The following is a 14,046-nucleotide window of genomic DNA, read 5'->3' on the forward strand; positions in this document are numbered from 1 at the left end:
CTAGTTCTGTTTTTGTCTCTAAATAAATCATAGTCATTATGACTTCGTTTTGCAACTTTTTGGGGGCAAAACTGTTAATGGTATCATTGGAGCACTCATGCGACAAAAAAACCGCACTACAAAGCAATTGGAAAATCAGCTCCAACGACGCATTAAGGGGCAGAAGACGCTGGAGTACTCGCGATCGCTTCTCTACAAGACGCTACGCGTAGCTTGCTTCCCCGTAGGGGTACGCTATCAGGTAGCCATGAAATTTTCGTTTTGGCGTTTTTCCCACACTGTGCTGACAACATTTTGTCTATTGGGACTGACTGCTGCATCAGGGCCTGAGAGCAACATCCAGGATATAGAACTGAAAATTGGGATTGTGCAGCGATTTGGCGCCGAAGCCACAGCCAAGCTGCAACTGGAACCGATAAAAGGCGATCGCTTAAAGCTAAAATTTCAAGCGGGCAATAAGCAGCAAATCCTGTTTACCAAAAACCCTGTAAAGCTGGAAACTCTCATGCAAGCTTTACCCCAGTCAGCAGTGGAAGAAGTAGTAGTTTTGGGCACATATCGCACTTTTGAAACGGCGGAAGATAGTGCTAATAAATGGCGTTCTCAGGGAATGGAAGTGGAAATAGCCCAGCCAGAACGCTGGCAGGTTTGGGCTAAACGAGATGTTTACAGCACTCCTTTACTGCGACGCTTGCTATTGCAGAACATCCAAGCTTCTACTAAAGAGAAAGTATATCTTGATACTAAGATTTGGAAACAAGTGCCGCGAGTTAGTTGGGTGGTGGATGGTAAACGCTATAGCCCGAATGATTTAGAAATTAGCACTGATAAAAACTTGATTCGGGTAAATAAAAGCGAAAAACCAGAAAATGCTCGTCTTTATGCCGGCCGACTGAATTTGCAGCCAAATTCTTATGGCACATACACTCTAGTCAACCAAGTACCCTTAGAAACTTATTTGCGTGGGGTTGTACCTTACGAAATAGGGACAGATGTACCAACAGCGGCGCTAGAAGCCCAGGCAATTCTTGCCCGGACTTATGCCTTAAGAAATTTACGTAGGTTTGCCGCAGATAACTATCAGTTGTGTGCGGATACTCACTGCCAAGTTTATTATGGGCTGAAGGGAGCAGCTGCCAAAACAGACCAAGCGATCGCCTCAACTAGGGGTAAAGTATTAACTTATAAAAATGAACTAGTAGACGCCCTGTATTCTTCTACCACTGGTGGCGTCACCGCCTCCTTCAGCGATGTCTGGAATGGCGACGATCGTCCCTATCTGCGCCCTGTACTGGATGCTCCGACTAATTTTTGGGACTTGTCTAAGCAGAGTTTAGCGGATGAAAAGAACTTCCAAAAATTTATTAATACGCAACAAGGATTTAATGAAAGCAAGTGGGATATGTTTCGTTGGCACAAGGAAACCCCGTTAAAAGATATTATCAAGGACTTGCAGAAATTTTTGCAGGTGAAAAACAGTCCCGATGCCAAATTTAAGACAATTCAGGCTATGGCAGTAGTGAAGCGAAGCCAGAGTGGACGTATCCTTGAACTTGCCGTTAAAACCGATCGCAGCACCTTTACTCTGCACAAAGACGAAGTTCGCAGTGCTTTTGCAGCCCCTATAAGTACGCTTTTTTACATAGAACCCCTGAACAAAGGCAAACCGGAACTCTGGGGATACGCTTTTATTGGTGGTGGATTAGGACATGGAGTCGGATTGAGTCAAACTGGCGCTCAAAATTTAGCAAAACTAGGTTGGTCAAGTCCAAAAATTCTCCAATTTTACTATCCTGGTACTCAGATTCAAATTCTCAGCAAAGAGATTAAGTTTTAAGCTAATTGGTATTCAAGTTACATCTTTAAGGTAGGAGTCGGGAGTTAAGAAGAGGCAAAAAATAAACAGGAAACTCCAGACTTAAAAAATTAAGCAGGAACACAACATTTACTGTGTTCCTGCCCAACACAAAATTAGGCTTTTTGTCAAAGTCGTTTTTAGAGCCAGAGATGGCATTGCAAGGGTGTTAATTCTAGATGCCCCTGCTGCTATTTTTTTGTCAACATTACTAACTCTTGCAAGAGGTTTATTGTTGAGTCGCTTAACTCTTAGTAAAGGTCTTCTTCTTTGTGAGTTTCGATTGTTACGTCAGAGGTTGGGTAAGCGACACAAGTCAGGACATATCCCTTTTCTATTTGTTCATCATCTAAGAATGACTGATCGCCCTGATCGACAGTACCCTTGACGATTTTACCTGCACAGGTCGAGCAAGCACCAGCGCGGCAAGAATAGGGCAGGTCAAGACCAGCTTCTTCGGCAGCATCTAGAATATAGGTATCATCATCAACGTCAAGTGTTGTGTTAAGTCCTTCGGCCTCGTTGATTAATGTCACTTTATAACTTGGCATTGAGTAATCCTCTCTTTTGCAAACGGCGGTATAAGTTATCTTAAGGCAAAGATCACGGCTGTTCTGTGGAATTAGCCGCTGGTTTAAATTTGCTTCAATTCTGATACTACGAGAAAAATTAAACGATGTAACTGGAAATTGAACCCGATTAGTAATGAAATTTAGTTACTTAATCCCGATAAGTTTTATTTATATTATTTTCTACCCTAGTCAGGTTGTGATTAGAAAAAGTTATCTTATCGAAAAGAAAACATGAGTAAGGTTAATGTTGCCGATATTTTGGAGGATTTACGCAGAAGAGACTCCCCAACTCCTTTAAAAAGCAGGGCTGTTTCATTTCCTCATCTAAATTAGACAACGCGATCGCATATCTCTACTCTTAAAGCCTTGTCATTACACACATTTTTGTAATAGTCAAAGTGTCGCGTTGACCGACATCCGGGATGTCGGTCAAATCCAATGAACAAAGGGGCTTTTCTTTTGAAGTCTCCCTTTTTGAGCATACGTACTTCTGCCTAGCTTCAAATAAAGTCTCATTAGTGCTTGAGGGGGTAGGACGAATGTTGTAGAGTCAAGACTGGTAAAACCCATGAAGAAAGAATATCACCATTAGAAGCGTGGGATGATCAAAAACAGAACTAGTGAGGATCATGTACAATTCAGAAGTAGCTTTGGAAAAAGCAAGAGTGCGTGTAGGTTTGGTAGGTACTGGGTATGCGGCAAAGTTTCGGGCTGAGGCATTGCTCCATGATGAGCGATCGCATTTAGTCGCAGTTGTTGGCCATACAAGAGAAAAAACCGAACCCTTTGCCAAAGAGTATCAGATTGAAGCGTTGAGTTCTTGGCAAGAGCTAGTAGAACGTGAAGATATAGACCTAGTAGCGATCTCTACTATTAATCGAGATCATGGGGCGATCGCTCGTGCAGCACTTACCAACGGCAAAGATGTGATAGTAGAGTATCCTCTTTCGTTGGATGTAGTTGAAGCTGAGGAACTAATTGCCTTAGCCAAAGCACAACAAAAACTCCTGCATGTTGAACACCTGGAACTTTTGGGTGGTTTGCATCAAGCCTTGAAGCAAAACTTAGCCAAAATTGGTGAAGTGTTTTATGTTCGCTACAGCACCATCAATCACCAGAATCCGGCACCCCGCAAATGGACTTATAACCATGAGATGTTCGGTTTTCCCTTAATGGGGGCTTTGTCTCGCCTACATCGTCTCACGGATTTATTTGGTAAAGTATTTACAGTTAACTGTCACCAGCGATATTGGGAAATAGAACCGGAATATTACCAAACCTGTTTTTGCACTAGTGAACTGTGCTTTAACAGTGGACTTTTAGCCCAAGTAGTCTATGGCAAAGGCGAAACTATTTGGCAATCAGAACGCAAGTTTGAAGTTCATGGTGAAAAAGGTGGTTTAATTTTTGATGGCGACACCGGAATTTTCATCCAGCCAGGGGAAACAACACCTATAGAGGTTGGCCCTCGCCGGGGTTTGTTCGCCAAAGACACGAGTATGGTGTTAGACCATCTTTTTGATGGCACTCCTTTGTACGTTACCCCAGAGGAGAGCTTATATACCCTGCATGTTGCTGATGCTGCACAAAGAGCCGCACAGACTGGGTTAACTATGTTTATGAAAGATACTTTAGATAAAAGTTAATGAAAACTGAACTAATTGTTATTTTATCCCAGAGAGAATTAGACAAAATGCGCCAAGCTGGGCGTTTAGCTGCTAAACTTCTCCAGCATCTAGAACCATTCGTGAAGCCAGGGGTTAGCACTCTCGAAATCAATGATGAAGCCGAACGTTGGACACAAGCGCATGGAGCAAAAAGCGCACCCCTTGGCTATAAGGGTTATCCTAAATCGATTTGCACCAGTGTAAATGAGGTAATCTGTCACGGTATTCCCAATGCCAAGCAAATCCTTAAAGAAGGTGACATCATTAATATTGATGTCACGCCGATTGTTGAGGGTTATCACGGCGATACATCGAAGACATTTTTTGTCGGTACACCTTCGGCAAAAACGAGGAAGCTGGTAGAGGTGACAAAAGAGTGTTTGCGTCTGGGTATTGCTGAAGTTAAACCTGGGGGACGCATTGGCGATATTGGTGCAGCCATTCAAGAGTATGCTGAAGCAGAAGGCTTTTCTGTGGTGCGAGATTTCGTGGGACACGGCATCAGTAACGTTTTCCATACTGCGCCGGATGTTCCTCATTATGGCACACGCGGTAAGGGCAAGCGCCTCAGACCAGGGATGGTTTTTACTATTGAGCCAATGATTAACGAAGGCACTTACGAAGTCGAAGTTCTCAGCGATAAGTGGACTGCTGTCACGCGCGATCGCAAACTTTCTGCTCAATGTGAGCATACCCTAGCTGTAACTGAAAACGGCGTTGAAATCCTTACCTTACCTGAAGGCGAGATTTACCCCTGAGCAATGAGAGATCATCAACTTACAAACATCCCCTACTGTAATTATTACAGGTGGAAACAGTACCGTATTGATATCATGTCCGCTTAAAAACTTATCGTTTAGCCTGACGTAAGGATGCGGAGTTAGAATAATTAAGAGCAGCAATACTTGCTCTAGTTCTGAACCTGGAAGGACAAATCTCTATGGTTTCAGCCACTATTAATACAGGTACTCTTAACTCTGAGGCATTCGTTGCTGGCTATCTGGATGATGTACGCTACGAGTTAATCGACGGAGAACTAATCGACTTGGAACCCACTGGACTTGATGAACAGGTAGCTGGGTTAATTAATCGTAAGCTCAACGTAGCAATTGATCTACTCAACTTGCCTTGGTTTATTCCCATGAAATGCCTGATTAAACCATTAGGTCAAAATTCAGCCTTTAGACCCGATGTTGTGATTCTTGATCAGACAGGTTTGGCTAATGAGCCATTATGGAGAACTGAGCCAGTAATTACACTAGGCAATTCTGTTAAATTGGTCGTAGAGGTTGTGAGTACAAATTGGCAGAATGACTATGCCCGAAAAGTGGAAGACTACGAAGCATTAGGCATTGGGGAGTATTGGATCGCAGATTATCTAGGGCTAGGAGGCAAACGTTACATCGGCTCGTCTAAACAACCTGTGATTACAATTTATCAGTTAGTGGATGGAACTTATCAAGGACAACAGTTTAGGGGAACAGAACGCCTCATCTCCCAAACATTTCCAGACCTGAATTTAACCGCAGAACAGATATTTGTTGCGGGTTGCTAGATTTAGAGGTTGGGGGAATATGTGGCGCTCTCTGGGGAGAAGTATTTAAACTTGGTATAATTATCGTCCCAACTTATTAGGAATACCTTCACAACCACCAGGAATAGTACCTCTAGTTTTTTCGCCACCCCAAGTGCAACAGTAGTTACGTGTTGACTCAGACATCCGTTGCACATTGCTGAAATCGGCATTTTCTACCACAGCGCCAGTTTGTTCGCCGGTTTCATAATCTGGTGCTTGGGTGCGACTGCGGGGTGATGCTTTTTCTACTACACCGTAGAATAGGCGAATCCCGTTGATGTCAGCACCATTGAGATTCGCATTATATAAAATTGTGCGGGAGAGGTTGGCTTTTACTAAATCACAACCGACCAAATTAGCGCGGACAAGATTAGCTTCGCTCAGGTCAGTCCAACGCAAATCGGTACCAGAAAGGTCTGCTGCGGCTAGCATGACGCCTAAATCGATGACACGCACACCATCCAGGCGGTCTTCTGCATATCCGCCAGTCCCGTCGAGAATGGCTCGACCTAATAAGCGATCGCGTTTTAGGGGTGACAGCAACTTAGAACGTGAGAGAAAGCGGAGAATTTTCGCTTTACCACTGCCATCTACACTACTTAAAATTGCCGCCGTCCGTCCTTCAGCGATCGCTCTTTCTTGGGGCCAATCTTCTAATAATCCTTCTTCATCTAATACCAAGTCTGAAACGCCCTGAAAATAGGAATCAATTGTCTGCTGCTGAGTGATAATATTTTGCTGAACTGTTAACAGGTTTTGCTGAATTGTCAAGTCTTTGGAAATGACATATTGTCGCCACGCCACGTAAACGGCGATGACAGCGATGAAAATTTGCCCCAAAGCGCCAAACCAGTCTGCTAGGGTTCCAGCAATATCCCAGTTAATTTGGTGTCCCCAAAGTAGCAAGCGATCGCCCACACCTGTAAACTTGATCAAGCCGATGATGGCTACTATTAGTCCCAAAAAAGCAACAAACAGGGTGCGCTCTTCCGGAGAAAACCACTCGTCTAAGGCTTTTTGCAACCAAGGCAATAGTATCGCCAGGGATAACAGCAAAGTCATCAGTGTTCCGATAATGCCAACGATCCAGTTATTCAGGATAATTCCAATGAAGGTGATGGCGATCGCGATTAGAGTAATCAGCAATGCCCTCGGCTTAACTGTGAATTGGTTGGCAATGGGTTGCTTGAAGTCAGAACGAGCTTGTTTGAGAGCAGTTGTATGTTGCGGAGATTGCAAAGACCCAATCGCCGCTAGTGCTTCTGAGGTTAGGTTCTTCTCAGTTGAATTACCGTCAAAGTCATCTGGTTGCAAGTCATTTTCGGGGACTGGTTTTGGGGTTGGTAGATTAGAGGAATCGGATTCAATCGTCATGTTTTCTATTTTGCCCCCTCAATCCAAGTTATGCAGCGTTCCTACCGCAGTAAATTCTTAAAAAGCAGGTTGAGGATTATACTGCTTGTCCTTGTGGCAACTACCACTATTGCCCTGACAGTCATAGGCAGACCTGTTGCTCACCTTACTTTAACAGCCTGGAGCGATCGCGATGACCGTCAACCTCTGCCTCCCGGCACAGTTGATGATGCCAGTCACTTGAACCAGACACAGGTGACAATTAAGCAGGTTAAGAGTCAGCCTGGAGTTACTGAGATGATACTACAGTCTGTACTTAGAGATGCCTTACGTCAAGGTCAGAAGGTAGCGATCGCGGGTTCACGCCACACTATGGGTGGTCACACTCTGTATGCTAATGGCATCTCCCTCTTGATGCTCCACTTCAACCGGATGCAATTCAACCCAGCAACTAAAATCCTGACGGTGCAATCAGGAGCTAAATGGTCTGATATTATTCCTTACCTAAATGAACGTGGTTATTCTGTCGCCGTCATGCAGTCCAACAACGATTTTTCTGTCGGCGGCACGATGAGTGCCAATGCTCATGGCTGGCAACATAATAGTCCCCCCTTTGCTAGCACGGTCGAACGTTTCCGGTTAATGCTGGCAAGTGGCAAGGTTGTGGAGTGTTCCAGACAGGAAAACCCAGAGTTATTTTCTCTAGTTTTAGGTGGTTACGGACTATTCGGGATCATTCTTGACGTGGACTTGAGAGTAGTACCCAATGAGACGTATATAGCTGAACGGCTCGTGATTAAGAGCAAGAACTATATTGATACCTATCGGCAACGGGTAGATGGTGCAGCCACTATTGGTATGGTATACGGTAGACTTTCTGTCGCACCGGAAAGCTTTTTACAAGAAGCTATTCTCACCACCTACCACCAAGTCCCACAAGCAACTCAGGCTATTGTCTCCTTAGAAAAACAGGCATTTGGAGTAGCTCGGACGGTTTTCCGTGGCAGCATTGGCAATGACTATGGCAAGAGCTTGCGCTGGCAACTAGAAAAAATCGTTGGGGGAGAAGCCGAAAACCGAGTTTCGAGAAACCAGATTCTCAACCGTTCCTCCGCCTTATTTGAGAATCGTCACCAGGCAGAGACTGACATCCTGCATGAGTACTTTATTCCCCCTAAATCTCTGGAAGCGTTTTTAGAGCAGTGTCGCACCATTATTCCCCAATCTGAAGGGGATTTGCTCAATGTCACGGTGCGAAATGTTCACCAGGATAACGACAGTTTTCTCAGATATGCTGATCAGGAAGTTTTTGGACTGGTGATGCTGTTTCATCAGCAACGCACCCAAGAGGCGGAGGCAAAGATGCAGGTAATGACCCAGAAACTGATTGAGGCAGCCCTAGCGGTTGGTGGTAGGTACTATCTCCCCTATCGTCTTCATGCCACACCTGAACAATTCCGTAGAGCTTATCCACAAGCTGCTAAATTTTTCGCCCTCAAGCGCAAGTATGACCCGGACGGGATTTTCCAGAATTATTTTTACCTGAAATACGCCAGTTAAACGGGGGTATATCTGACGAAGACACTGTAGTTAGATTGCTTAATTCTGTCCGAAGTATTGATATATGTTGTGGGGTGGGCATCTTGCCCGCCCTGATTCATGAGCGTGCAGGATGTCCACCCCACAAAATTGAGTCATGTATTTGTTGTAATTTCCAGTCCTTTGCACTCAGTTAAGGTGCAAGGGCATTACCCCGAATTAGACTACCAATGGTTTTGGCAGTAATTTTCAGTTGGGTGATGGGATTAGCTGGGACAACGGTCTTATACAAATAGCTATCGAATGTTAGCCGTTGTACATCAAGGTCATCGCACATTTCCACAAACGCCTCGCGGGTGGCGTTAGAACGATAGAACACGGTTTGCAGAATGTCCAACACCTTGTAAGTGAGTCCGTATCTTTTATCCCAACGCTTCAGATAAACCTTGAGGTCGCCTTCTGTAGGAATGCGGCTACCACTGTTAGATGTTTCGACAATGGTTTCGGCACACATCCGCCCAGATTTAGCGGCAAAATAAATACCTTCACCAGAGGATTTGGTAACGTAACCAGCAGCATCTCCCACCAAAGCGATGCGACCAACAACACGACGGGGACGGGGATGTTCAGGAATGGGGTGGGCTTCGACTTTGATGATTTTACCGCCTGCTAGCTTCTCGGAAGCACGGGCACGAATACCAGCTTGTAACTGTTTGATGCTGGCTTTATTGATGTGCATTGTACCAGTACCGACAGCTACGTGGTCATGTTTGGGGAAAACCCAAGCGTAGAAATCGGTAGAAACGTCATCACCGACATACATTTCGGCGAGGTCGTTATAGTAGGCCATTTTGTCTTCGGGTAAGCGAATCCGCTCTTGGAAGGCGATCGCATAATTGTAATCCCCAGCGTCCATTTCCTTAGCAACGCGGGAATTAGCCCCATCTGCCCCAATAATTACATCCACTTTCAGGGTTTTGGCAATACCCTGTGATATACCTTCTGTATGGTCAATGTAATGGATGGTATAGGGATCAGTATTGTTTCCTGGTATATCGAGTTTATGAACAGTGGCATTAATTAAATTTGCGCCTACTTTTGCCGCGCGATCGCGCAAAAAGCCATCCAGCACTTCCCGGCGGCACATTCCTATATATTCATCTTCATTTACCAGATTGATATCAACCTCGCGATTGGAAGGCGAAATCATTTTCATCTTCCGTACCCGGCGATCGATAATCTCTGGTGGTAAGTCAAATTCACTCACCATACATAGGGGAATTGCGCCCCCACAAGGCTTTGCATTGTCTAGCTTCCGCTCAAACAGGTAGGTTTCAATCCCAGAGGCTGCCAGCGTTTCTGCGGCAGATGAACCAGCAGGGCCTGACCCAATAACAGCAACCCGTAGTGTCAAAGGTCTTTCTCCCAATCTTCACATTTACCGAGAGCATACTACCACGGTCTTTCTGGTGATTTGGCGCTTTACCTTCAGGTTTCTACTGAAATGCAATATTCCTTAATGTTTCGATACGAATTGGGGATTGGGGAAGGTAGGGAATTGGGAAGAATGAAGGAAGAATATTGCCTAATCCCTAGTTTCTAGTCCCCAGTTCCCAGTTCCCAAATATGCAGATTTCCTTGTTGGATTCTTTTACTAGACAAGTTAGTGCCGCCGCAATTACCGGATATCAAAAGCACATTTCCCCACACAAAGGTTTTGCTTGTGCCCACAGAATACTATATGGCAGCGAATCTTGCTCTCAATACATCAAGCGGGTAATTGCCAAGGAAGGATTAAAAGCAGCTTTTGTCAATTCTCATGAACGATTTCAAGCTTGTAAGCAAGCTAATCAAATTTTGCGTAGACACGTAGCAAGCCGCTACGTGTCTACGCAAACCGAGAACTCAGAAGAATCCACAGAGGAGGAAGCAGACACGCAGCAACCACAACAAGCATCTGGTAAAGTTGCTCAAAAATCCCCATTTATTAGCAACGACAATACTGACTGTTTTGATTGTGCCGATTTGGGCTGCAATTGTGCCAGCATAACTCCTGATTGTGGCTCCCTAGATTGTGGTGCTGCTGATTGCAGTTCCCTAGATTGCAGTGGTGCTGATTGTAGCTTCCTCGATTGCGGTAGTTGCGGTAGCTAAATCTTGTTCATCCATAAATAATGATCTATGGTATATGTAAGACACAGTAATCCTACCAAGGATCTGTAGATTTAGTTGCAGAGGTACAGCAGCAGTGGGCATAGTAGTTGAGAACGTATCCAAACAATTTGGTAGTTTCAAGGCAGTTGATCAGGTCAGCCTGGAAATTAAGAGTGGTTCGCTAGTTGCATTGCTCGGGCCATCGGGATCAGGTAAATCTACGCTACTACGGTTAATTTCCGGTTTAGAAATGCCAGATAGCGGCAAAATCCTGCTTACCGGTAAGGACGCTACATATCAAAGTGTGCAAGAGCGAAATATTGGGTTTGTGTTTCAGCACTATGCCCTATTCAAGCATCTAACTGTCAGGCAGAATATTGCCTTTGGTCTAGAAATTCGTAAGGCACAGCCAAAGAAGATTAAGGGGCGGGTAGAACAGTTACTCGAATTGGTACAATTGACTGGACTAGGCGATCGCTATCCATCACAACTTTCTGGTGGTCAAAGACAACGGGTAGCTTTAGCCAGGGCACTGGCAGTAGAACCGGAAGTTTTATTGCTAGATGAACCATTCGGCGCACTTGATGCTAAAGTCCGCAAAGATTTACGGGCATGGTTACGCCGCCTCCATGATGAGGTTCATGTTACCACGGTTTTCGTCACCCACGACCAAGAGGAAGCAATGGAAGTCTCCGATGAAGTTGTGGTCATGAATAAAGGGCGTGTGGAACAGGTGGGGACACCAGCAGAAATTTACGATGACCCTGCCACGGCATTTGTGATGAGCTTCATCGGCCCAGTGAACATATTACCTAGCACCTCGAAGATTTTTAAAAGTAGCGGATTTGATGCGCCACACCCACAAGTGTTTTTGCGTCCGCAAGATGTGATTTTTGAAACTAGTGCCAACGATGCCACTACACCTGCGACAGTGAGTCGGTTAGTACATTTGGGTTGGGAAATTCAGGTGGAATTAACTTTCGATGATGGACAAGTATTGACAGCGCATTTAACACGCGATCGCTTTAATGATTTAGAGTTAGAACCTCAACAGCGAGTCTATGTGAAGCCAAAAGATGCAAAATCCTTCCCAGTGTCTTATTCAATTTGAAGGAGACAGGAGGACGTTCAGCGATCGCTCTGTCGAGCCGCAGAAGGCAGAATTCCGCACTAAAACCTTATAGTAACCACAAAAGAACTGTGTTCCTGAAACTGCTTTTGTCTTTAAGGAGTCAGATCCCGACTCGCCAACTGTATCCTTAGAGAAGTCGGGGATCTTGTTGTTCAAATAATTTTTTTGATTATCGGGAAATGACTGAGGACAAATTGGAGTAACAAGTAGAAACTAAATCAGGAACCAAAACCTCTGGAGTTCCCAGAGGTTTTTTCTTTACTCTAGTAATCTTTTTCGGAGCGATCGCCCCAGTATACACTTCAATCAGGGGGTGTCTGACTACAAGCTGCGGCGTATGCAAGCATCTGACAATTCTAGTGATCAAGCAGCAAAAATTGTCGCAGCGCATTAGTCAACTGGAGTAAGCTAAATTTAGGTTTGAGCTACTGGGAGTGGAGATGATGTTGTTGGAATTAAAGCGCATCCATGTTCCACCAGGACAAAGAGTGCTACTGCGAGATGTAACCTGGCAGGAATTAGAAGCAATTCTAGAGGATTTAGGGGAACACCGGGCTGCACGAATTGCTTATGACAGGGGAATACTGGAGATTATGGCACCACTGCCAGAACATGAAGACGATAAAGAAATTATTAGCGATTTAGTTAAAGCTCTTTTGGAAGAATTAGATATTGAGTTTAGATGCCTTGGTTCTACCACTTTCAAAAACCAAGCAATGGCTCAAGGTATAGAACCCGACCAGTGTTTTTATATAAAAAATGAATCCAAGATTCGCGGCAAAAAGCGACTAGATTTAGCAGTAGACCCTCCTCCAGATTTAGCTCTAGAAATTGATATTACTTCTCGGACTCATCCTAATATTTATGAAGCACTAAAAGTACCTGAGCTTTGGCGTTTTGAGCGCGGAAAGCTCCAAATTAATGTTCTACAAAATGACCATTATGTAGAATCTTCGCAAAGCCTAAATTTTCCTCTATTCCCACTAATTGAAGTGATTCCCCAATATCTGGAGCAAAGTACAACAGCAGGTAGAAATGCAACGCTCAAAGCTTTTCGTCTTTGGGTACAAAAGCAAATACAATACCAATAACTTATGCTGTCATCAGCATTCAAAATATATATAGCGTTCCGAATCATATAAGAGGATGTTTGAAAAGTATTTGGCTGTAATTTTAGGCACTTTGATCCCCCCTAACCCACGCCAGTCGCTCCACTTGGGGAGACCCCAGACGCTCGATGACTCGCTATCGCTTTTAGCGTCTATGCGGTAAATAACTCACCTCGCATCACAGTTACGGCTTGTCCGGCGAGAAAGACGCGATCGCCTCCGTCATAATACACCTTTACCACGCCACCGCGACTTGATGCCTGATAAGCCAACAGATGATTTTTCTGCAAGCGATCGCGCCAAAACGCAGCAAGGCAACAATGGGCTGAACCAGTCACCGGATCTTCATTAATACCTACCTCTGGTGCAAAAAAGCGAGAGACAAAATCATAATCTGAATCAGCATTAGTCAAGCTGGTAACTATAACCTTACCAAGTGGTAAAGTTTTTAATAGTTGAAAATTAGGCTGCACTTGCCGCACCAAATCTTCCGATTCTAATTCCACTAAATAAGCTAGTGAATTCTGCAAGGTAAATCTGTATGGTACACCCAAAGCCGCCTTGAGTTCTGGAGGTCCGATGATTACTCGTGAGTGATTCACAGGAAAATCTAACTCAATCCATTCACCTTGTAACTTAGCAATCAGCACTCCACTTTTGGTATAGAAACGCGCAACTTCATCAGGTGATAAATGTCCCTCTGACCAAAGTACATGGGCACTAGCTAAAGTTGCATGACCACAAAGCGGCACTTCTACCGTGGGTGTAAACCAACGCAGATTAAAGCCATCATCCTGTCTAACTAAAAAAGCCGTCTCAGATAAATTCATCTCCTGCGCTACGTTCTGCATCCAGCGTTCATCTTGAGGAGTACGCAAAACACAGACAGCAGCAGGATTACCCGCAAAAGGTGTATTGGTAAAGGCATCAACCTGAGTAATGATTTGTCCCACTAGAGTCACCTAATTAGCTGAATAAAAAGACCTCTAAGAAGTTTTACCATGCAAAACAGTCCTTGTCCGATTCGGAGAGGGACAGACTTGAACTCTAGTTCAAGCAGGGAGAGGTTCATCAAACTCACGTTACCTT

13 protein-coding genes are annotated in these 14,046 nt (G+C 44.5%); 8 read left to right on the forward strand and 5 right to left on the reverse strand.

Annotation, left to right across the window (positions count from 1 at the left end):
- Positions 1 to 97 precede the first annotated feature (97 nt).
- Positions 98 to 1,837, forward strand: a complete 1,740-nt coding sequence (locus V7K62_RS19895) for a SpoIID/LytB domain-containing protein (RefSeq protein ID WP_442937313.1) — start codon at positions 98 to 100, stop codon at positions 1,835 to 1,837.
- A 269-nt stretch (positions 1,838 to 2,106) separates the two neighbouring features.
- On the opposite strand, the gene V7K62_RS19900 is transcribed toward V7K62_RS19895, so the two are convergent.
- Entirely contained in the window at positions 2,107 to 2,406 is a 300-nt protein-coding gene (locus tag V7K62_RS19900) for a ferredoxin (RefSeq protein WP_334867002.1), read from the reverse strand.
- A 650-nt stretch (positions 2,407 to 3,056) separates the two neighbouring features.
- Between V7K62_RS19900 and V7K62_RS19905 the strand changes: the two genes are divergently transcribed.
- The 3 genes from V7K62_RS19905 (at position 3,057) to V7K62_RS19915 (ending at position 5,649) form a co-directional block, all read left to right on the forward strand.
- A complete protein-coding gene (locus tag V7K62_RS19905; protein WP_334867005.1) occupies positions 3,057 to 4,073 on the forward strand; it encodes a Gfo/Idh/MocA family protein in 1,017 nt (338 codons plus the stop codon).
- Complete coding sequence (gene map, locus V7K62_RS19910; protein WP_334867007.1) at positions 4,073 to 4,852, forward strand: type I methionyl aminopeptidase; 780 nt, start codon at positions 4,073 to 4,075, stop codon at positions 4,850 to 4,852. Before V7K62_RS19905 ends, map begins: the two co-directional genes overlap by 1 nt.
- Positions 4,853 to 5,034: 182 nt before the next feature.
- A complete protein-coding gene (locus V7K62_RS19915; protein ID WP_334867010.1) occupies positions 5,035 to 5,649 on the forward strand; it encodes a Uma2 family endonuclease in 615 nt (204 codons plus the stop codon).
- Positions 5,650 to 5,709: 60 nt separating this feature from the next.
- Here the strand turns inward: V7K62_RS19915 and V7K62_RS19920 are convergent, their stop codons facing one another.
- On the reverse strand, positions 5,710 to 7,044 hold the full coding sequence (locus V7K62_RS19920; RefSeq protein WP_334867013.1) for a pentapeptide repeat-containing protein: 1,335 nt from the start codon (positions 7,042 to 7,044) through the stop codon (positions 5,710 to 5,712).
- Between the two features lie 93 nt (positions 7,045 to 7,137).
- Between V7K62_RS19920 and V7K62_RS19925 the strand changes: the two genes are divergently transcribed.
- Entirely contained in the window at positions 7,138 to 8,583 is a 1,446-nt protein-coding gene (locus V7K62_RS19925) for an FAD-binding oxidoreductase (RefSeq protein WP_334867015.1), read from the forward strand.
- A gap of 172 nt (positions 8,584 to 8,755) precedes the next feature.
- On the opposite strand, the gene chlP is transcribed toward V7K62_RS19925, so the two are convergent.
- On the reverse strand, positions 8,756 to 9,976 hold the full coding sequence (gene chlP / locus V7K62_RS19930) for a geranylgeranyl reductase (RefSeq protein ID WP_334867018.1): 1,221 nt from the start codon (positions 9,974 to 9,976) through the stop codon (positions 8,756 to 8,758).
- Between the two features lie 212 nt (positions 9,977 to 10,188).
- On the opposite strand from chlP, the gene yidD reads away from it, so the two are divergent.
- Complete coding sequence (yidD, locus tag V7K62_RS19935) at positions 10,189 to 10,716, forward strand: membrane protein insertion efficiency factor YidD (protein WP_334867020.1); 528 nt, start codon at positions 10,189 to 10,191, stop codon at positions 10,714 to 10,716.
- 94 nt (positions 10,717 to 10,810) lie between these two features.
- Positions 10,811 to 11,827 carry a sulfate/molybdate ABC transporter ATP-binding protein gene (locus V7K62_RS19940; protein WP_334867022.1) on the forward strand — a complete coding sequence of 339 codons (1,017 nt, stop codon included), beginning with the start codon at positions 10,811 to 10,813 and terminating at the stop codon, positions 11,825 to 11,827.
- Here the strand turns inward: V7K62_RS19940 and V7K62_RS19945 are convergent.
- Complete coding sequence (locus tag V7K62_RS19945; RefSeq protein ID WP_334867024.1) at positions 11,819 to 12,004, reverse strand: hypothetical protein; 186 nt, start codon at positions 12,002 to 12,004, stop codon at positions 11,819 to 11,821. The two genes, V7K62_RS19940 and V7K62_RS19945, sit on opposite strands and share 9 nt — an antisense overlap.
- A gap of 287 nt (positions 12,005 to 12,291) precedes the next feature.
- On the opposite strand from V7K62_RS19945, the gene V7K62_RS19950 reads away from it, so the two are divergent.
- The gene (locus tag V7K62_RS19950; protein WP_334867065.1) at positions 12,292 to 12,939 is read left to right on the forward strand and encodes a Uma2 family endonuclease; all 648 of its coding nucleotides are present in this window, start codon (positions 12,292 to 12,294) and stop codon (positions 12,937 to 12,939) included.
- 170 nt (positions 12,940 to 13,109) lie between these two features.
- Here the strand turns inward: V7K62_RS19950 and V7K62_RS19955 are convergent, their stop codons facing one another.
- Positions 13,110 to 13,910 (reverse strand): PhzF family phenazine biosynthesis protein, encoded by an 801-nt coding sequence (locus V7K62_RS19955; RefSeq protein ID WP_334867026.1) that lies wholly within the window; start codon positions 13,908 to 13,910, stop codon positions 13,110 to 13,112.
- Between the last annotated feature and the right edge of the window lie 136 nt (positions 13,911 to 14,046).

The organism is Nostoc sp. (assembly GCF_036917935.1).
Classification (GTDB): Bacteria; Cyanobacteriota; Cyanobacteriia; order Cyanobacteriales; family Nostocaceae; genus Nostoc.